The sequence below is a fragment of the Cytobacillus oceanisediminis genome (genome assembly GCF_022811925.1).
Taxonomy (GTDB): Bacteria; Bacillota; Bacilli; order Bacillales; family Cytobacillaceae; genus Cytobacillus; species Cytobacillus oceanisediminis_D.
On the sequence record NZ_CP065511.1, the window covers coordinates 2,374,853 to 2,393,515 of the forward strand.

Sequence of the window (18,663 nt, forward strand, 5' to 3'; positions counted from 1 at the left end):
AAAGAAATTGGTCGCCATGAATCGCACATGACTACAAATAAAGAAGTATGGAAAAGAAAACATTCGATATAAAGCCCCTGAAATAAAAGTTTCCCCCAAACACTGGTCCCCATCGCTCAATTTGGGGTAATCAATTTCCCATTCTTCCATATTTATATTCTTCTCCTGCCTATCAAGATGCTCTTTATCCTATTTTCGAGATAAATACCAGCTGAAAATATTAAATTTAGTAGTAATGTACCTCTTTTATTACCCCAATTTACTGCTCACATCTCTCCCCTTTAAGATGAATATAGTAAGTATTCTTACTTTTCTATCAATTAAAGCGCAGGAGGAAAAATATGAAGTCACGCAATAATCTATTAAAAGGGGCTCTAGCTGCAAGTTTATTATTCACTGCTTCCATTCCATTTAATGTGCTTGCACAGAAGCCGGAGATCACGGTGGACGAAGCGGAAAAAATCTTAAGTGGCCTCTCTAAAGAACAAAGAGATGCTTTAGAACAGCTTGAAATAGGGCCGGGATTTGTTATTTCCCCTGAAGTAAATACAACCACTCCCGAGCTGGTCGAAGTCATTGTGGAATTTAACCAGGCTCCTGCAAAGGTGGAGGTAAAGAAAGAAGCTTTAAAGAACAAAAAACTTTCTCTTTCTTCAGCTAAAGAAAAAGTAGAAAAATCCCACAGTGAATTCAAAGCCCATGTTGGCAAGCTGAAGGCTAAGAAAAGCAGTTCATTGTATGACGCCAGTAAAATTGAAGTGAAACGCGAATACAAGAATGCATTTAATGGGGTTTCCATGACACTGCCGGGTATAGCGGTGGAAGAACTCCTGCAATCAGGCGCAGTAAAAAGGATTTGGAGCAATGCACAGGTCCAGCTGGATCTTCCTTCAGCAGAGCAATCTAAAATGAAGCCGAAGATGGCAGACAGCATTCCGCAAATCGGTGTGGATAAGCTTCACGATGAAGGGGTTACCGGAAAAGGAATCAAGGTTGGAGTACTGGACACAGGAATTGATTATACGCACCCTGACTTAACAGATTCTTATAAAGGGTACCGTGCAGAAAACGGACAAGATCCGAAAGCAGTCGATCCTGCCTCTGTGAAAGGCTGGGATTTTATCAATAATGATGCTGACCCAATGGAAGCGACCTATGATGAATGGAAAGCGGCGAATAGGCCTGAGTATCTAAATGGCTCTGCCTATTATACTTCCCATGGTACGCATGTCTCCGGCACAATTGCTGCGCAAAAAGACAATGCAGTTGATTATGCTGTTAAAGGAGTGGCGCCTGATGTAGATTTATTCGCTTACAGAGTTCTCGGTCCGTATGGTTCAGGTACGACAGATGGAGTGCTGGCAGGCATTGATAAAGCTGTTGAGGATGGCATGGACGTAATTAATTTATCCCTAGGTGCTAGTGTAAATGATCCTTTATATCCTACATCAGTGGCGATTAATAACGCGATGCTTTCAGGTGTCGTTTCCGTTGTCGCAGCCGGAAATGCGGGCCCGACTGAAAAGACGCTTGGATCTCCAGGTACGAGTGCGTTTGGGATTACAGTAGGTGCGAGTGATGCAGCCATTTCCATTCCGGCTTTTAAAGCCAGTGCAGGTGACAAGATTTTTGAATCTATGAAATTACTTGCCAAGAATTTTTCTGATGACTTAAAAATTCTGGAAGGTAAATCGTATCCTGTTGTGTTTACTGGGTTGGGTAAACCAGGAGATTTTACAGGGAAAGAGTTAGCTGGCAGAATTGCATTAATTGAACGCGGAGAGCTGACATTTGAGGAAAAAGTGAAAAATGCCAAAAATGCAGGCGCAGCAGCTGTCATCATTTTTAATAACACTGAAGGTGAAATCCCTGCCTACATAGGAGAAAACACCAAATATATCCCAACGTTCCAGCTTACGAAAGCAGATGGAGACTATTTAAAAGGGAATCCTGATGCATCTCTCACATTTGATCAGCTTGCTGAGGTTAAAACAGAAGGAGATTCTCTTGCAGACTTCAGCTCAAGAGGGCCTGTCAACAGCAATTATGATATAAAACCGGATCTTGTGGCACCAGGGGTCTCCATATTCTCCACTTATCCGGAATTCATGAACCACCCGGAAGAGGGACATGATTATAGCTCTGCCTACGCTAGACTGAATGGAACCTCTATGGCGACTCCTCATATCGCGGGTGTGGCAGCACTTATGCTTCAGCAAAATCCAGACATGGACCCATTCACTGTTAAAACAGCTCTAATGAACACATCTGATGATTTAAAGAGTGATTACTCAGTATATGAAGTGGGGGCTGGCCGGGTAGATGCCTATCAGGCTGTTCATTCGGACATATCTTTCAAAGTAATGGATCAAACCGATCATATAGAAAACGGAGAATACATCCAAGTAGATGAGATTACAGGTTCCATCAGCTACGGCAGCCATTATCTGGACAATGCGGATATCGAGGACAGCCGAAGCATACAAGTGGCGAATAATAGCAAACAGGATCAATCATTCAGAGTAGAAGTGGAATATCATGCAGCCCGGGAAGGCGTGCAGGACGGAATTAAAAATGAAATTAAAGTCACTACCCCTGAATCGCTGACAATTGGAGCAGGGAAAACAGAACAAATTAAGGCTGGAATTGTCATTCCAAAATCGGCTGAAATCGGCCGCTATGAAGGCTATATTCATGTGGTTAATCAGGCAAATCCAAATGACCGCTATCAAATTCCTTTTGCCATAAGAGTGACAGACAAAGGGATTGCCTATGCCGAGCCGCTCTCACCTTCTGTTACAACAGATACGCCATTCCATCAATACTATGCACCAGGTTCTCACTTTGTCTTTAAGTTTAAAAGTCCAATGGAAACGTTCGACCTGATTGTCAAAGATGCCAACACAGGCAAGGCTGTAGGGCTCGTAGGAAGCTATGACGGCAGCCAGGCAGTCCCTGATAAGGAATACCTGATCTTTTTTGGACACAGGGGACTTGTTTATCCATTCACTGGGAATAAGAAGCAGCCAATAGCTGATTATATTCATAAACTGCCAGAGGGCGATTATGTACTTGATCTGATCAGCCGGGATTCCGAAGGGAAAAGTTATCACTACGAGAGTGTCGGTATCGTAGATAATACCCCGCCGGAAGTGGATCTGGATATTGAACCGGGAGTCATCGAAATAAACGATGGGATGCTGACAGATGAAGACGGCCATCACGCACTCTGGGTACATGGAAATGTAACAGATAAAACAGTTGATCTATTGCAATCAAAAGGAAAGAATTTCACCCAAAAAACCAATACTGCTGCATATTATGAAAATGGCAGTCCGTTTATTAGCGGATTTTTAAAGCTGGATGACAATGGCGCAACTAAATTCGGTGTACTGCCGGAAGAATACGAATCCGCTCCGTACCAGTTAAGGCTATTTCCATGGGATATGGCGACAGCCGCAAACATGTTTTCAGGTCCTCAGTATGTATTCATGAAGGAAGGCACCGAACATGCGACCAGCCGATTTGATAAGAGCAGTGTAAAGCTGAATGATGAGATTACCATGACACTTGATTTAAATAATGTGAAGAAATTTATTTCAGGTTCATTTGAGGTGCAGCCTTTCCTCAATTTCTTTGAATTCCAGGAAGTTAAGGTGAATGCAAAGCTTCAAAAATTTGCTGATGAAGAAGGAATTTCTATTGAATTGGATAAACCTGTTGTTACCCAATCAGGAGTAAAGGTCGGAGCATCGCTTTCAAAAGCTGATTTCGAGGGCATCAGCGGGGATATGCCATTCCTTGATGTCACCTTTAAGGTCACAGATGATACAAATTATGCGAGATACTCTTCTATTGGTTTAAAGGAGTTATCTTATAAAAAACAGGGAGAAAGTGGAGAAAAGAAAATTCCGGCATATAGCTTGAACCATTTTGAATTCAATTCCTCACATTCAAGAATAACCGGTAATATAGCACCGGAAGCTTTCTTAACCTCCGGAGGCTGGATTGATAACAAATACGATTTTACCAAGCTTAAGGCAAAGGTCTTCGCCAAAGCTGCAAATGGAAAGATATATGAGGGAACAATGGACAGCAAGGGCCTCTTTGAAGTGATTGTACCAGCAGATAAAAAAGCTTATACCATCTACGTCGAGGTGCCTGGCCATATGGCTGAATATAAGAATGTAATGGCAAGCATCGAAAAAGAGGGAGAGCAGCAAGGCCTGTATGTGAGAATTAACCCTGAAGATAACCTTGCAGGGGATGTTACCCAGGATCAGATTGTTGATATCCGGGATCTGAAAGAAGCTGTTGATCATTATGGCAAGAAAGCCCCTGAAAACCCGCATCTCGATATTAACCAGGATGGGGTGGTCGATGAAACAGATGTCAGATGGATTGAAAAGAATTTCTTGACGAAAGGCTCATTAGCAGGAAAAGGAAATCAGCCGGAAGAAACAATCGGGAAAAAAGGCCTTGCGGATTTCCTGAAAATGATTGGATTGGAGCCAAAAGAAAAATAAGAATTGCACAGAAGGCGGGAGACACGTTCTCCTGCCTGTTTCTATTAACCTATAGTAAATCACTGGTGATTTCACTATAATAATAGAAACTTTAATACCGAGGTGCAGCATGATCATTGGGAAAATAATTAAGTTTTACAGGGAAAGAGAAGGTCTAACTCAGGGTCAGCTGGGGGAAGGGATTTGTTCGGTAACCCATTTGAGTAAAATTGAACGGGGAATTACCGAATACTCCGGAGAAATAACACATCTTCTGGCCAGGAGGCTCGGCATTAAGCCCGAAGAGGAAATACTTCGATATCATCAGCTTGCAAAGAGGCTGAATGAATGGCATGAGAGCATGATCATGCAGCGAATACAGGAATCTGAACAGATAAAAAAGGAACTGCAGGTTGAAAAACTGATTCATATGCCGGATTTTCAGACTCTATATGGCCTGCTTTCAGCCAGGTACTATTTATCTGTGAGTGATTTGGAGTCAGCATCAAAGTTGATTTCGGATCTTAATAAAACTTCCGCTGCCTTTTCACCTCATGATGCGAATCTGTTAAAGCATATTCAGGGCATCTATTATTTTCTTACAGGTCAATACCGTGACTGTATCAGCTGTTTAGCTTCCATTGACAGAGATCAGTATAATTATGAAGAATACTATTACCATTTAGCGATTGCTTACCATTCCATCCATTCAAATATCACAGCCTATTATTATGGCAAAAAGGCTCTTCAATATTTTCAAAGAACCTTAAACATCCTCCGCATTATCGACACAGAAATGCTGCTGATTGTTCAGCTAAATGCCAAGGAACTTCATGATTTTAATGAAACAAAGGAAAAATATGAACAGTTAATTAAGCTATGTGATGCGTGTAATTCAGGTGACCGAAAATCCAAGCTTTATCATAATCTGGCATTTGAATATTTTCGCCGAAAGAAATACAGGGAATCAGCAGGCCTTTATGAAGAAGCACTGAAGCTAACGGCCGAAAATGCTCCTCACTATTTAACTGCTTTAGATGGATACATCCATACCTGTTATAAAGGAAAGCTTCAGGCCGGCAGTGCGCTAATAAAATTAGCTGAAGAAGGCATGGAGAGTGCAAAAGCAGCTGATTCTTATACCTGGATTTATTTTCAGCTTCATCTCCATCTATTGAAAAATGAAGAACAGCAATACTATCAATTTATTGAGGAAACAGCCTTGCCGTACTTTAAAAAAATTGGCTATGGCATTTTAATCGACCATTATGAGAAAAAGCTTTTCCACTTTTATTCAGAAAAAGGGGAGGCTCAAAAAGCGATTGAGCTCGCACGTTCTTTTATACATAAACAGAAAAGCTATTATGATCACGAGTAGACTTTTTTCGAGCTGAAAAAAATGAGACTGCATTGTTATGCTGTCTCATTTTTCATTGACTGTTTATGCATCCTTCTCTGAAACATTTTCGCATTTGTTCCTATATAAACACCAGTCAAAACAAATGCTGCCCCTATTCCATGAGCCATGGTGAACGTTTCACCCAAAAAGACCGTAGCCATGATAACGGCAGATACAGGCATCACATTAATAAAAATGGAGGCCTTGGCCGCACCGACCTCTTTAATTCCGTTGTAATACATCACAAATGAAACCACGGTAACAAAAATGCTCATATGGGCAATCGCAGCCCATGTCGTAATGCTGGCTTGCTGGATATCCATCCACGATGTTTCAGCCGAAGCGAATGGCAATAGAAACAAGGTTCCATAGGCAACTGCATAAGTAGTGGATTCCACTGAGCTGAATTTTTTCAAAACCACTTTCCCTACAACACTATAGATGGCCCAGCTGACCACAGCTCCTAGCAATACGAAGTCAATGGGTTCAAATCCATATTGGAAAAGAGTGAGCAAATGGCCATCTGTAATAATAAACACTACACCTGTCAAAGCAACGGCCATTCCAATGATATGATTTTTTGTGATTTTTTCTTTTAGGAATAATCCTGATAAAAGGACGATCAGCACCGGGTTTGAAGCAATAAATAATGAGCTTTTAATCACTGGCGCATGCTTTGTGGCCAGGAAAAAACAAATATTATACAGGGCAATTCCGGTCAGGCCCAAAAGTGCAAACAATCCATGATCCCTTAAATTCGGTCGTTTCCGGTCTTTCTCCATGATCCGCATGAGCGGAAAAAGCAGGATGGCAGCTCCCAAAAACCGCAAAAAAGCAACTGTTGCAGGTTCAAAGCTTTGAACAGCAAACTTGCCGGCAATAAAAGCGCTGCCCCATATAGCAGTAGCCAAAGTCAGCATTCCATATATAAGCCATAATCTCTTTTTCAAACAACTCGCCTTCATTTCTGTAAAATTTTATAAATAGTATTATAACACCTTTTTCGAAAGGCGAAATAGTTATTTTATTATTAAAGATTTATTAATTTTAACTTTAGGAAAAAAGGACGAGGGGAATATGTTGTTTTTTGTCATACTTTATCAATTTAAAGTGTAAAACAGTTGTTTTTTCTCAATCACTTTACTAATATTTAAAACATAGTCTCTGAAATTAGCGGAAAATTCATTCTTTTTTCTCTGTCGAGGGACAAGCCCATCCCTTATCATTTCTTTAGAGTCCCGAAGAAAGGGGCTAAATAGAAAGGGTGAAATACATATGAAGAAAATGGCAGAGAAAATCGCATTACTGACAGCATTTCTTGTTATGCTGTTCTCCACATTTTCCTTTGCGGCAACTGTACCAGGAGGGCCATCTACAAATGGAAACACCAGTATTAACAGTATGATGTCCTACGAAGATGTAGTGAAAACACTCAACGGCATTGAACAGACAAGCAAGGGGAAAGTGGAAGTTTTTACACTCGACCGCTTCGGAAAATCAGAGCAGGGCAGAAGCATTTATGTCGCCAAGGTTGGAAACGGGGAAAAGAAAATCTGGATACAGGCTCAAATCCATGGCAATGAAAAGCTGGTTACAGAGGCAGCGCTTCAGCTGTTAAAAACTTATGCGGGCAACAATTCCAAAGAGGTACAGACTGTTCTGGAAGAGTCCACACTATACTTCATTCCAATGTACAATCCGGATGGAGCAGAAATGAATACCCGTAGTACAAAGGTTATGGAGACAGGACAATTACTGGATTTGAATCGGGATTGGGCAGCTGAAGGTTTTAAAGCCAAAGAGTCTAAAGTCGTTTATTCTTATTGGGCAGAATTGAAACCTGACTTTGCGATCGATTTGCATCATCAAGGATTAAAACAGGTTTATGGAACAAATGAAGCAACGTCATTTTCACTCGGTATTTCCCTGGCGCCAAATGGACCAACACTGCCTGCATACAAAAACTACAATGATGTGACAAGGCAGATGCTGGCATATGTCTACGATGAAATGAGCGGATACGGCTATACCCATATCGACCGCTACCAGATTGTTGATAGTGAAAAACAAGTAGGCTATGATATCGACATTAAAGGCGGGGTCGTTTCAGCTATGATGATGGGATTGAATTATAATGGTTTGAACCCGGAAAATCACAGCCATCCAGCAGTATTTTTTGAAACAAAAGGCAATTCAAGCGATGGCAGCCTGGGGCAGAAATCGAACGGATATTTAACAAAACAAAACTTTTTAGCTTTAAAATCCTTGGTATATGGCTATGTTACAGGAGAAGTAAATGAAGTGGATCCTGAGAGTTGGAATGACATCCCGTCTTATCCTTTAGCAGGCTATTGGACAGATTATAATGGGATTGTTCCTGCGGGATCATCAGGATTTTAAGTTAATAAAGAAGGAGCTGGTCATGGAGCCAGCTTCTTTTTATCTGTTGTTCTTCTTCACCGCACTCTCTTCAACCATCCCTCTTACATCCTCTGCCATTTTATCAAAAGCCTGATTTACCCGATCCATCAAAACATCCTGGGAAGCGCTGTTTCGATTATCAGTTCCTTCATTAATATCCTTTTTCATTCTGATCACCTCCGTAAAAAATATTTTTTGTATTAGGAAATAAAATATTCTCCAAAAGAACCTAAAAAGGAGATGAACTAAAGCTTGGGCTTCTAGTATGATTGTAGAAAGATATTAAATTATCGGGGATATATCCCCGAAGGTCAGGGTAGGACATAATATATTGGTTAAAAAAATTTACAATTGCTGCATTCTTTGTATACACTAAGAATGATTATCAATTAAGCATTGAAAATATATTCGGAATAAAAATAACGATTACCGGAGAGGAGGGACCAAGATGTGGCCATTTTCATCCAGCAAACAGAACAAAAATGCCGTCGATGCAGCCAGTTATATTTCCATTAAAGAAACGACGGAAGAAGCAAAAATCGAAAAGATGGTAACTAAGCTGGAACATATTTTTTACAGCACATCCAGGGAAATCGTTATTTTGTGCATTGGTTCTGACCGCTCAACAGGAGACTCTCTAGGGCCATTGGCAGGAAAGATTCTCAAGGAAAAAAACATTCCCTATCCAATATATGGGACCTTGCAGGAGCCTGTTCACGCATTGAATATCAAAAAGGTACTTAAAGAAATCAAAGAAACCCATGATGATCCGTTTATATTTGGCATAGATGCCTGCCTCGGAGACGAGCGGCAAATCGGCTATATTTTAATAAGGGAAGGGTCGTTTATTCCGGGAAATGCAGTGAATCGGGCTCTTCCGAGTGTGGGTGATTATCATTTGAAGGCGATTGTTAACACGCTGGATCCATTATCACCTGTTCATTCCTTAAATAGCACAAGATTATATATGGTTTTAAAACTGGCTGAAATCATTGCGGAAATCATTTCACGTGTAGCGGCAAATGACCATACTTCCAGAGGAGTGATTGAAAAAATGAATGTTCCGCAAACATGAATTTGGTAAATCAGCCAAAAAATTGCTGTACCCCGATAGGTAAGTTATAATGAGCGTAAAGATACCAAAGAGAAAGAGGGAAAGGGATGGGGAATAACTGGACGGAAGATAATCTGATCTCGATACGCGAGAGGGTTTATCTGCATATTAAGGATCTTATTTTGGACGGAGAATTTAAAGCGGGAGACCGGCTGGTGGAACGAGAACTTGCTGAGAGATTAAACATCAGCAGGACACCCATTCGTGAAGCGCTGTTCCGCCTGGAATCACAGGGGTTTGTTAAGACAGTCCCAAGAAAAGGCGTAATTGTTGCCGATATTTCCGAAAAGGAAATTATCGAAGTGTTTACCATTTTATCATCACTTGAAGTACTGGCAGCAAAATTGGCTGTTCAAAAGCTGGATAATGAAATGGAAAGCAAATTCACTGACAGCATAAAAAAGGTCGAGGAATACCTGAACAATCCTGAAGAGGATGCTTCTGAATTACATAGGGAGCTCAATCATCTCCTATATAGCTCTGCCAAAAATGTGAAGCTTTATGAGATGCTGAGCGGATTATCCGATTACATTCGCGCATTTGCCAAAATAGGGCATAAAAACCCGGGCAGGGCAAAGCAGTCAATGGAGGAGCATTTAAAAATCATGGAAGCCATCGTCAATAAAGAAATGGAAATGGCTGAATATCTGACGAAAATACATATTGAGAACTCCAAAAAAGCATATATTGAAGCGGTGCAGCAAAGTGAAAAGAAAAATTAAGAAAGAGCAGAAGCCCTTTCTTAATTTTTTTACACTCCAATCACAATTGGCGAAGTTAAATTTTTTAAAACCTTGGCCACACTCATGGCGACAATCGGACTGGATTTTGGATTTTCCTCATAAGGAACATTCGAAACGGATATCTCCACTTCGCCAAAATAACCCTTTGCCTTAATGGTATGTGTGTTCGATTGGATAGTTGGATCAGCATACACTTTTACATTTGTATCTTCAAAGCCGATTCCTGCAAGGCTGAGGGCTGCTGATACATTCACGCTCTGCGGAAAAAGCTTTGATGACTCCCGTGCATTCCCTTCATAAATACAAAATGGTTCAGTCAGCGTATGTAAATCCACTTTTTCTTCCGCTATCGTACCTTTCCAGCTGCGGGGATGCTTTCTTGTGATTAAGGTAATATCTTCAATTTCTCCCAATGCACCTGCTGCAATCCGGTCCAGGCCGGCGATAGCTGCAGAGGGGATAAAAATCTGCCGGTTCTGCTGCTTGGCCGCAGTCTGCAGTTGTTCATAAAAACCGTTTTCTCCCAATGCTCCAACGGAAAGCACCACAAGATGGCTTCCATTTGCCAGCACTTTCTCCCCGAACATATGTAAAGCCTGATGACCCGCTGCCTCTATGATAATATCTAAATCCCCATTAAAAAATTCTGTTTCATCTGACGTAAGAGCAAATGTTTGTTTGTCAGCATGATCTGCACTCTTTTTTCTTCTAACCAGCACAGACTTTAACTCGACGTCGCCGGCATGGCCGGCTTCAATTAATTCTGCAATAGTTTTCCCCAGCGTTCCATAACCGATGATTCCAGCTTTAAGCATATTTATCACTCCTTCATGGGATCACCCCTAAAAATAGGAATCTTTATTTTGGTATACGATATACTTTGTGCAATTTTATTCTAGATTTTAACTTAAATCCATTAATAGAGCAATATATTTTATAGAAAATATTAAAACATCTAAATTTTCAAAATTATTTGCACAATCCTCTTTTTTAGTGTTATTATAGTATACAAGTTAAAAATAGTGAAAAAGGGAGGTGGTCAAAATTCTCATGTACCAGAGGAAGAGAGGCTGATCTTTCGGTAAGAACTTCTGAGGGAGCATAAGGAAATAGTATAGTATGATTCGGATGGCGTACACGCAGATAACAAACACATCGGAGATTATCGCTTTTTTGTTTTTTGCTTAATTTGGTATACAATCCACCAAATGCAGTATGCTTTTTTGGAAAATGTTTCAAAACCTCCTGAATAAGCCAAGTGTTGAGGTAATACATAGTCAGCCGTAGAAAAACAGATCATGCCTCCTGCAATCTGTCTTTTGCAATCTATTTATAAAGAGATTTTTTTATAATGAAAACGGAGGGGAATATATGGAGTTAACATTTGCTCATTGGGTCTATGCAATTGTTACTGTGTCTGTAATCGCAACGATGCTTTTCAGAAGAGGCGTTGTCTTGCCTGTTATCATCGGAACTTTCTTTGTGGCAGTCATCTATAAAGGAAGTCTGATCGCCGGCTTCCAGGCGGTATTTAACGCTAATCTCCTCGCAGCAAAAGAGCTATTCAGTATATTCTTGATCATCTCCCTCATGATCGCGCTTCTTAATTCATTGAAAGACCTGGGAGCTGATAAAAGGCTTATCGGTCCAATTGAGAAGGTAATGATCAATGGGCATGTTTCCTATTTAGTATTAATGGTTACTACTTATGTTATTTCACTCTTTTTCTGGCCGACTCCTGCTGTCCCGCTTATCTGTGCATTGCTGGTCCCGGCAGCGGTCAGGGCTGGCCTGCCTGTAATGACGGCTGCAATGGTTATTGTCATTGCTGGCCAGGGAATGGCGCTTTCTTCAGATTATATCATGCAGGTAGCACCGATGCTAAGTGCCAAAGCAGCTGGAATTGATAAGGCACTGGTTGCTGATAAAACATTAGTTCTTTCCATCATTACTGGTGTAAGCGCATTGGCCTATATTTATTTGGCGCATAGAAAATCTATTGTCAAAAATGGCAATCATGACTCCTCGCTAAACCCTGAGGATTCAGCATTTTTTGGTGTTGCCAATGAACTGGCGGCCACAGCTGAAGAAAGTGCTGAAACCATCCAGAGAAAAAATACATGGGGTAAGGTCTTTGCCGTTTTAGTGCCTTTATCCATGCTAGCTGTTATGCTGTATATGTTCTCAACAAAGTTAACTGGTGGATCCGGATTTGAAGGAACAGATGGAGCTGCCTTTATCGGCGGGGTAGCGACACTTTTATTGGTGCTTGCCACCGTGGCATTTAATCGCATCCATGCCTTGGATAAAATAAGCGAGCATTTAACGGAAGGGTTTGTATTCGCCTTTAGAGCGATGGCCCCGGTTATTCCAATTGCAGGTTTCTTCTTTATGGGAAGTTCAGACTTCACCGGCACCATACTATCTCTCGATGAAAGCGCTGCCAAACCTGCGTTTTTGTTTGATATGATACAGGCAGGCCAGGCTTATATTCCGGAAAATGCCTTTATTGCCGGTTTTGGTCTTTTAATAGTCGGTCTGATCACTGGCTTGGATGGTTCAGGCTTTTCAGGGCTGCCCTTAACAGGTGCCTTATCGGGTGCTTTGGCAAATGGAAGCCATATCGATCCTTCCACATTGGCAGCGATCGGGCAGATGGGTGCCATCTGGGGCGGAGGAACAATTGTTGCCTGGTCTTCCCTTGTGGCAGTAGCAGGATTCCTCCAGCTTTCACCGCTGGAACTGGCCAGGAAAAACTTTATTCCTGTTGTCGCAAGCCTTTTTATCGCCACATTAATTGCTATATTAATCTGGTAAAACAGTAAACTTGAAAAATAAAAGGCTATCCTGCAAAGTTAGAATATACTAACTTAGGGGATAGTCTTTTTTTCAGACAGAATAGGAGGCGCATGATGAAAATAGGTTTAGCAGGGATTGGAAAATTGGGGACTGCCATGATGACTCACTGGCAAAAATCAAACCATCCAATCGGCATTTATCATCCTGACAGGTCAAAGGCAGAACAATTTGCTGAGAAGTTCCCTAACGGACGCCCTTTAACCGATGACGAGCTGAAACAAATGGATATTATTCTGCTTGCTTTGCCGGCCGGAAAGGTGATTTCTTTTATGGAAAGCATGTTTCCTGTGGAGTCTTCTATTGCTTTCATCAACATGGCGACTGCGCTTCCAACGAAAAGTATTAGAGAAAGATTCCCTTCCTGCAAGGTATACGGATTAAAGTATATGGGTCATTCGAGAGATTTAATGGAGAATGGAAATGGATTGTTTATTTCAGAGGACCAACTGCCAGATCCGATAGTGGACCTTATCAAACCATTGGGGGAAATAGTAAAGGACAGTGAAGAAAGATTAGTAGAAGTAAACAAACTGGCTACATTCTTTGCTGTAAAGACAGCCGTCGAAATCGAGAACGATTTTATCAGCAAAGACTATCCGCCAGCTTATATTAAAAGAGCTCTCGCCTCCCTGGCACCTGAAGTCATCCGCTCCTACAGTGAAGGCACCTTGGGGCATTTTGCACAGGAGATTGTGAACGAAATAAAGGAATCCACTAAAAAAAGCTGCTGATTAAGCAATTTGATCAGCAGCTTTTTCTATTAGAGCAGTCTCTTAAGTATAAACAAATAGATCATCACACAAGCAACATAAACTGCGGCGAATGGCATATTCCAGTTGGAGACTTTATAGGAATCGACTTTGATAATGTTGGACATGAGGCCAAGAGTGGCATTATATGGACCCACTAAGAAGGCGGAAACAGCCCCTGAAAGCATGGCAACTGTCAGAATGTGCGGGGAAATCCCGATGGCTGCCGGGTTTACGCCTTCAATCATCAATGCAAGTGAGACGGCTGGATGAAGGCCCAGAAAGGCCAGCCCTAAAGGAATCAAAGGCAAGATGATCAGGAAAACTTCGACCCCGGCCACATTTATAAAAGCTGCAATCCAATTATAAAGGACTTCATTTGCACTCGACAAGTTCATGGCTGAGATAAAAAAGCCTGTTGATAAAAAAATGAAAAATTGATCCTTCATGCTCAAGGCGAAGGAATTGAAATGGTCAGCAAGCTGATCGCCAAATTCTCTCCCTTTTTTTAATATTAGGGACCAGCTGAATGCAAATGGAATAACGATCAAAGAAACAAGAATTAAAAAAGGCAAAGTAAACTGCGTCTCAGCAAGGGATACAAGAACATTAAAAATTGCGATGGCTATCAGGATTTGAAAAACTCTTCCAGGACGGCCGGCATAACCTGCTTCCAGGGCTGCCGCCGTTTCGTGCACAGATTCTTCGCCAGCGTGCGGGAGTTTCGTAGGCTGGGACTGACGGGAACCAATAAACCAATCCATTGCTAAGCCCAATATGCTCAGCGGAATGACATAGGGGAGGATGGATACCCAGCTGACTCCCGTCATCGTAATCACTATCCCCACAATAGGCGTTACAGGCGCCCAGATTAAAGGCATTGCAAACCCCCTGGAAATCGCTCTGCTCATGAATCGTTCCTTGTTCCGCACCGGAAAGCTCCCGAGTGCCGGCCGGATTGAATAATACGTCATGGGAAGAGTGGCAAGATTCATGAAAATGCTAAAAAAGTAAGAAATCCCCGAAGTCATCATATATAAATGACCAGATGTTTTTACCCGTTTTTGAATGATGGCCTGGATGCCTTCCCCGTATCGCCCAAGTTTAATCGGTATGCCCAGGATCGGTATTAACGTAAACATGGTAAGCAAATCAAGCATTGGCCCAAAGGCAAGAATATATTGCTGCCACTCTGAGCCGCTTGTCCAAAGCAGCACAGCACCAAAAGCCAGGAATACGCCCCCGAGAATCTGAACAAATTTTTTCGCAAGCCTAAAGGTCAAAACGACTATGATAAAACACAAGACAGAGAGGAGGGGATCGATATTCCATTGGGGAAGCAAAGTGGACAGCAAATATAAACCAATCACGGTCAAAAATAAAACTCTCAGCATATCAGACACCCTCGCGATCTTTAATAAAGTAAATGGGGAAAACAAATTGTATACCATAATCACGCTTTTTCTTTATTTGTTCAAAAAACAGCCACATTTCTATCGCGATTTTGGTATTTGGTATACAATTTTGTTGTAAATCTCAAAAATTCATAATATAATAATGATAACAGGTTAGAGAAAAAAGGAGGACGCCCCGATGTTCCATTTTCTATTTGGTTCCAAATATGCAATTGAGAAAACAGAAAGAAAATTAGCCCGTTTAAGAAGAACATTAAAATTCTAGTAAAGCCGCCTTTCATTGGCGGTTTTTTCTATAGAATAAGAAAGTTAGAAATTTTGAACGTAGAAAACTGTCTAGCGCAAGCAGCCTACCCCCTCGAGGTGTCGGGGGTGGGCAAGGCGCTTCCGCTTTTCTTATGAACAGCAAACCCGGAAGAAGAGCGGCTTCTTCCGGGTTTAGTAATAACATTTATACTGCTACTTCATCAGATTTTACCAGTTTGGAATGAATGGAGTCTTCACTATTGCCGGATGCTTTTACTATTTCATCCAGTTCTTCTCTGGCTGCTTCCAGCGTTTCAAACCGTTCAAAAAATTTAACACCAATATGATTCACATACTCTTTTCCTTCATACTCTTCATAAAGCTGGATTTTCATATTCTCATCCAAAACTTCCGCGATGGTGTACTTAGCCTTCAGCTTATCGAAGAAATAAAAATGATACGTCTCAACCGGCTTTAGACCCTGGTTTTCAAGAATGGTCTGGAAAGTATCTTTATTTGTTAAAACAATATATTTACCCAATTAAAACACTCCCTTAGTTTTGTTTGAAATTAGTTACAAATGCAGAATTGCTCATATGTAGCTCGATAGCCTACCTCCTTATCGTTGGAATATTGTATACCATTTCTCTTAAGTTTATTTTATACTAAGATTTTGAAATATTCAATAATATATTCTAAATTTTTTAATAATTCGGTGAAAATTAGATCTATTATTCTTTAAAAAAAGGAAGTGATACAGGTGAGTAAAAACGAAAAAGGGGTGACAGCCAATCTGGCAGATTAACGACGAAAAAAATAGAACTTAAGGAAAATGGTAGTTAATCCAGTAAAAGCCAACTGCCTATGTCCGCCAAACACAGAAAAATAAAAAACGAGTTTGCTAATCTTCCCAAAAGGTTGTATACTTTGAAAAAGTATCTAAATTTTTAGAATAAACTGAAAGGGGTAATGTTATGCCGAAGGTTACGCTTCATGTGGATGGGGAGATTGTGGAAAAGCAGGTAAAGGATAATGCTAATTTGGTTGTCCTGGCAGGGATCCGCCAGTTTCCGGAATTAAAATATGGATGCGGCATGGGAAGATGCACAAAATGTACGTGCATTGTATTAAATGGGGGAGATGATCTCGCACCGCCAAATTGGAAGGAAGAAAAAATGCTTGGCGACAAAGTGAAAGAAGGGTACCGGTTAACCTGTCAAATGACCATCCAGAACGACATTGAAATATCACAGGAAAACATTTCTGTAAAGCCTCCCAAGAAGACAACTGCAGCTATTGCGAAATAGTTTTTTATTTTTATTTATTAATGGTATACAAAATACCTAAGACAAGCGGGGTATCAAGAAAATGAATTGTTATGATCTTACCAAGATGACATGGAAGGAAGTCGAGAAATCACTTGAAACAGCAGAGTTTGCCATAATTCCTGTCGGAGCACATGAGCAGCATGGTCCACATATGGCGGAAAGCTGTGATGCGGTGCTTGCGGAGAGAATGGCTATTAAACTGGGGCAGAGAATGTTTCCATATGCTATTGTGACGCCGTCTGTTAACATGGGGGTTTCCGAGCATCATATCCATTTCCCCGGAACAATTACACTTCAGCCTTCTACTTTGATTGCCGTTCTTACAGACATGGTTTCCTCACTGAAACAGCATGGCATCAAGAAGTTTTTATTTTTGAATTCACATGGCGGAAACCAATCTACACTGAATCTGGCCGCCATGACCATCACAAAGGAATTGGAAGTAGAGGTCTACTATGCAAAGACCACCGCATCTGCCAAGGAGTCTATCGGGAAATATGTAAAATCCCCTTTATTTGGCCACAGCTGTGAACGTGAAGTGTCTGAAGCCCTGTATCTTGCACCGGAACTGGTAAGGGAAGACCTCTTGGAAAAAGGAGAAATCAAGCAAGGCGGCAGATGGGAAAGACTCCGGCCGGGTAAAGCTGTCCAGGGATTTTATTTCTATGAAGAAATGACTGGAAACGGCTGTATTGGTGATGGACGGAAAGGGAGCAGGGAAATTGGAGAGCAGATCGTTGAAGAAGCCTTGGATCATCTAGCTGAAGAACTTTCCGAGCTGCTTGATCTGAAAGAGGAGCTGCTTTATTAAATTCTCACAATCTATCAACCGAGAAAAATTAATCTTTAAAAAATTCTAAAAATTATGTTTACAATTCAAAAAGAATAGGTTATGATTTCATTAAGGTATACCAAAGACCAAAAAACAAGATTAAATGTGGTTGTAAATTAGCAACCTATTATTTTTTAATAAGTTTTGGTATACAAAATATCAAGTGCCAATAGGCTACATAAATTTCGAGGAGGAGTTTACACATGCCAGAATTATTATCGAAAGATGAATTTCGCAAAGAATTAGAGGAAGCCATTAAAGGAAACCATAGCCAGAAAGCTCCATTCACTGTAGCTTGGGCTGAAGGAAAACTGGAAAGAAAGCATTTTGCCAGATGGGCTGAAAACCATTACCACTATGTAGGACCTTTTGCTGACTACTTAGCGTACATCTATCACAACACTCCAACCGATCCGAAATTTGAAGCAGCAAAAGATTTCACACTTCAAAATATGTATGAAGAAGAAATTGCGGCCGACCGTCATACAGACTTGCTGATTCGCTTTGCTGAAGCATGTGGAACAACCCGCGAACGAGTGATTGATCCAGAAAACATGGCTCCAACAACATTAGGCCTGCAAAGCTGGTGCTATGCAGTGGCAGCCCGTGAAAACTTCGTCGTAGCAACGGCTGCTCTAGTTGTCGGCCTCGAGTCCCAGGTTCCAGACATTTATCGAAAGCAGACTCCAGCTCTCCGTGCACAATACGGATTCACAGATGAAGAAATCGAATTCTTCGATCTACACATTGTATCTGACGAAATCCATGGAGAACGCGGCTACAAGATTGTTTTAGACCATGCTGATACTCCTGAATTACAGCAGCGCTGCCTTGAAGTAGTCCGCACAGGTGCGAAAATGCGCCGCATGTACATGGATGGCCTATGGAGAGAATATCTTGAGCAGGATCTTGGATCTTTAGTAGAAGCAAAATAATAAGTTTTATCCAGGCCGTCACACTAAATCTTGTCCATCGAGGTCTATGTGGCGGCCCTTTCTATAATTGGAGAAGTTGACGCAGGAAAGGGAGAAATTAACAGAGAGTAAGGTGAT

General features: G+C 41.2%; 15 protein-coding genes. 10 read left to right on the forward strand and 5 right to left on the reverse strand.

Annotated features, from left to right (window positions below; genetic code table 11):
- Positions 1–341 precede the first annotated feature (341 nt).
- Both IRB79_RS12100 and IRB79_RS12105 read left to right on the forward strand, forming a co-directional pair.
- A complete protein-coding gene (locus tag IRB79_RS12100) occupies positions 342–4,526 on the forward strand; it encodes a S8 family serine peptidase (RefSeq protein WP_279401058.1) in 4,185 nt (1,394 codons plus the stop codon).
- A gap of 109 nt (positions 4,527–4,635) precedes the next feature.
- Positions 4,636–5,883 carry a helix-turn-helix domain-containing protein gene (locus IRB79_RS12105; RefSeq protein ID WP_243508644.1) on the forward strand — a complete coding sequence of 416 codons (1,248 nt, stop codon included), beginning with the start codon at positions 4,636–4,638 and terminating at the stop codon, positions 5,881–5,883.
- Between the two features lie 35 nt (positions 5,884–5,918).
- Here the strand turns inward: IRB79_RS12105 and IRB79_RS12110 are convergent, their stop codons facing one another.
- On the reverse strand, positions 5,919–6,824 hold the full coding sequence (locus IRB79_RS12110; RefSeq protein ID WP_243509374.1) for a DMT family transporter: 906 nt from the start codon (positions 6,822–6,824) through the stop codon (positions 5,919–5,921).
- Between the two features lie 355 nt (positions 6,825–7,179).
- Here IRB79_RS12110 and IRB79_RS12115 point away from each other — a divergent pair, with 355 nt between their 5' ends.
- The gene (locus tag IRB79_RS12115; protein WP_243508645.1) at positions 7,180–8,304 is read left to right on the forward strand and encodes a M14 family zinc carboxypeptidase; all 1,125 of its coding nucleotides are present in this window, start codon (positions 7,180–7,182) and stop codon (positions 8,302–8,304) included.
- 39 nt (positions 8,305–8,343) lie between these two features.
- On the opposite strand, the gene IRB79_RS12120 is transcribed toward IRB79_RS12115, so the two are convergent.
- Positions 8,344–8,493 (reverse strand): hypothetical protein, encoded by a 150-nt coding sequence (locus tag IRB79_RS12120; RefSeq protein ID WP_221878814.1) that lies wholly within the window; start codon positions 8,491–8,493, stop codon positions 8,344–8,346.
- 280 nt (positions 8,494–8,773) lie between these two features.
- On the opposite strand from IRB79_RS12120, the gene yyaC reads away from it, so the two are divergent.
- Entirely contained in the window at positions 8,774–9,400 is a 627-nt protein-coding gene (gene yyaC / locus IRB79_RS12125; RefSeq protein ID WP_243508646.1) for a spore protease YyaC, read from the forward strand.
- 86 nt (positions 9,401–9,486) lie between these two features.
- A complete protein-coding gene (locus tag IRB79_RS12130; RefSeq protein ID WP_243508647.1) occupies positions 9,487–10,161 on the forward strand; it encodes a GntR family transcriptional regulator in 675 nt (224 codons plus the stop codon).
- 29 nt (positions 10,162–10,190) lie between these two features.
- Here IRB79_RS12130 and nadX read toward each other — a convergent pair whose 3' ends face one another.
- Positions 10,191–10,997 carry an aspartate dehydrogenase gene (gene nadX, locus IRB79_RS12135; protein WP_243508648.1) on the reverse strand — a complete coding sequence of 269 codons (807 nt, stop codon included), beginning with the start codon at positions 10,995–10,997 and terminating at the stop codon, positions 10,191–10,193.
- A gap of 556 nt (positions 10,998–11,553) precedes the next feature.
- Here nadX and IRB79_RS12140 point away from each other — a divergent pair.
- The gene (locus IRB79_RS12140; RefSeq protein WP_243508651.1) at positions 11,554–12,999 is read left to right on the forward strand and encodes a hypothetical protein; all 1,446 of its coding nucleotides are present in this window, start codon (positions 11,554–11,556) and stop codon (positions 12,997–12,999) included.
- A gap of 92 nt (positions 13,000–13,091) precedes the next feature.
- Positions 13,092–13,772 carry an NAD(P)-binding domain-containing protein gene (locus tag IRB79_RS12145; protein WP_243508653.1) on the forward strand — a complete coding sequence of 227 codons (681 nt, stop codon included), beginning with the start codon at positions 13,092–13,094 and terminating at the stop codon, positions 13,770–13,772.
- Between the two features lie 29 nt (positions 13,773–13,801).
- On the opposite strand, the gene IRB79_RS12150 is transcribed toward IRB79_RS12145, so the two are convergent.
- Positions 13,802–15,184, reverse strand: a complete 1,383-nt coding sequence (locus IRB79_RS12150) for a hypothetical protein (RefSeq protein ID WP_243508655.1) — start codon at positions 15,182–15,184, stop codon at positions 13,802–13,804.
- A gap of 472 nt (positions 15,185–15,656) precedes the next feature.
- Positions 15,657–15,992 carry a hypothetical protein gene (locus IRB79_RS12155; protein WP_243508657.1) on the reverse strand — a complete coding sequence of 112 codons (336 nt, stop codon included), beginning with the start codon at positions 15,990–15,992 and terminating at the stop codon, positions 15,657–15,659.
- A gap of 433 nt (positions 15,993–16,425) precedes the next feature.
- On the opposite strand from IRB79_RS12155, the gene IRB79_RS12160 reads away from it, so the two are divergent.
- From IRB79_RS12160 to IRB79_RS12170, 3 genes are all read left to right on the forward strand, one after another.
- Positions 16,426–16,758, forward strand: a complete 333-nt coding sequence (locus tag IRB79_RS12160; protein ID WP_243508659.1) for a 2Fe-2S iron-sulfur cluster-binding protein — start codon at positions 16,426–16,428, stop codon at positions 16,756–16,758.
- 61 nt (positions 16,759–16,819) lie between these two features.
- Positions 16,820–17,590 carry a creatininase family protein gene (locus IRB79_RS12165; RefSeq protein WP_243508661.1) on the forward strand — a complete coding sequence of 257 codons (771 nt, stop codon included), beginning with the start codon at positions 16,820–16,822 and terminating at the stop codon, positions 17,588–17,590.
- A 224-nt stretch (positions 17,591–17,814) separates the two neighbouring features.
- On the forward strand, positions 17,815–18,546 hold the full coding sequence (locus IRB79_RS12170) for an iron-containing redox enzyme family protein (protein ID WP_053436120.1): 732 nt from the start codon (positions 17,815–17,817) through the stop codon (positions 18,544–18,546).
- Positions 18,547–18,663: the final 117 nt, after the last annotated feature.

Excerpts from the sequence above, each read along its gene's own strand:
- IRB79_RS12120 (WP_221878814.1), bottom strand. The coding sequence starts at position 8,493 with ATGAAAAAGGATATTAATGAAGGAACTGATAATCGAAACAGCGCTTCC.
- IRB79_RS12170 (WP_053436120.1), top strand. The coding sequence starts at position 17,815 with ATGCCAGAATTATTATCGAAAGATGAATTTCGCAAAGAATTAGAGGAA.
- IRB79_RS12160 (WP_243508659.1), top strand. The coding sequence starts at position 16,426 with ATGCCGAAGGTTACGCTTCATGTGGATGGGGAGATTGTGGAAAAGCAG.
- IRB79_RS12115 (WP_243508645.1), top strand. The coding sequence starts at position 7,180 with ATGAAGAAAATGGCAGAGAAAATCGCATTACTGACAGCATTTCTTGTT.
- IRB79_RS12105 (WP_243508644.1), top strand. The coding sequence starts at position 4,636 with ATGATCATTGGGAAAATAATTAAGTTTTACAGGGAAAGAGAAGGTCTA.
- IRB79_RS12140 (WP_243508651.1), top strand. The coding sequence starts at position 11,554 with ATGGAGTTAACATTTGCTCATTGGGTCTATGCAATTGTTACTGTGTCT.
- IRB79_RS12110 (WP_243509374.1), bottom strand. The coding sequence starts at position 6,824 with ATGCTGACTTTGGCTACTGCTATATGGGGCAGCGCTTTTATTGCCGGC.
- yyaC (WP_243508646.1), top strand. The coding sequence starts at position 8,774 with ATGTGGCCATTTTCATCCAGCAAACAGAACAAAAATGCCGTCGATGCA.
- IRB79_RS12130 (WP_243508647.1), top strand. The coding sequence starts at position 9,487 with ATGGGGAATAACTGGACGGAAGATAATCTGATCTCGATACGCGAGAGG.
- IRB79_RS12100 (WP_279401058.1), top strand. The coding sequence starts at position 342 with ATGAAGTCACGCAATAATCTATTAAAAGGGGCTCTAGCTGCAAGTTTA.
- IRB79_RS12145 (WP_243508653.1), top strand. The coding sequence starts at position 13,092 with ATGATGAAAATAGGTTTAGCAGGGATTGGAAAATTGGGGACTGCCATG.
- nadX (WP_243508648.1), bottom strand. The coding sequence starts at position 10,997 with ATGCTTAAAGCTGGAATCATCGGTTATGGAACGCTGGGGAAAACTATT.
- IRB79_RS12150 (WP_243508655.1), bottom strand. The coding sequence starts at position 15,184 with ATGCTGAGAGTTTTATTTTTGACCGTGATTGGTTTATATTTGCTGTCC.
- IRB79_RS12165 (WP_243508661.1), top strand. The coding sequence starts at position 16,820 with ATGAATTGTTATGATCTTACCAAGATGACATGGAAGGAAGTCGAGAAA.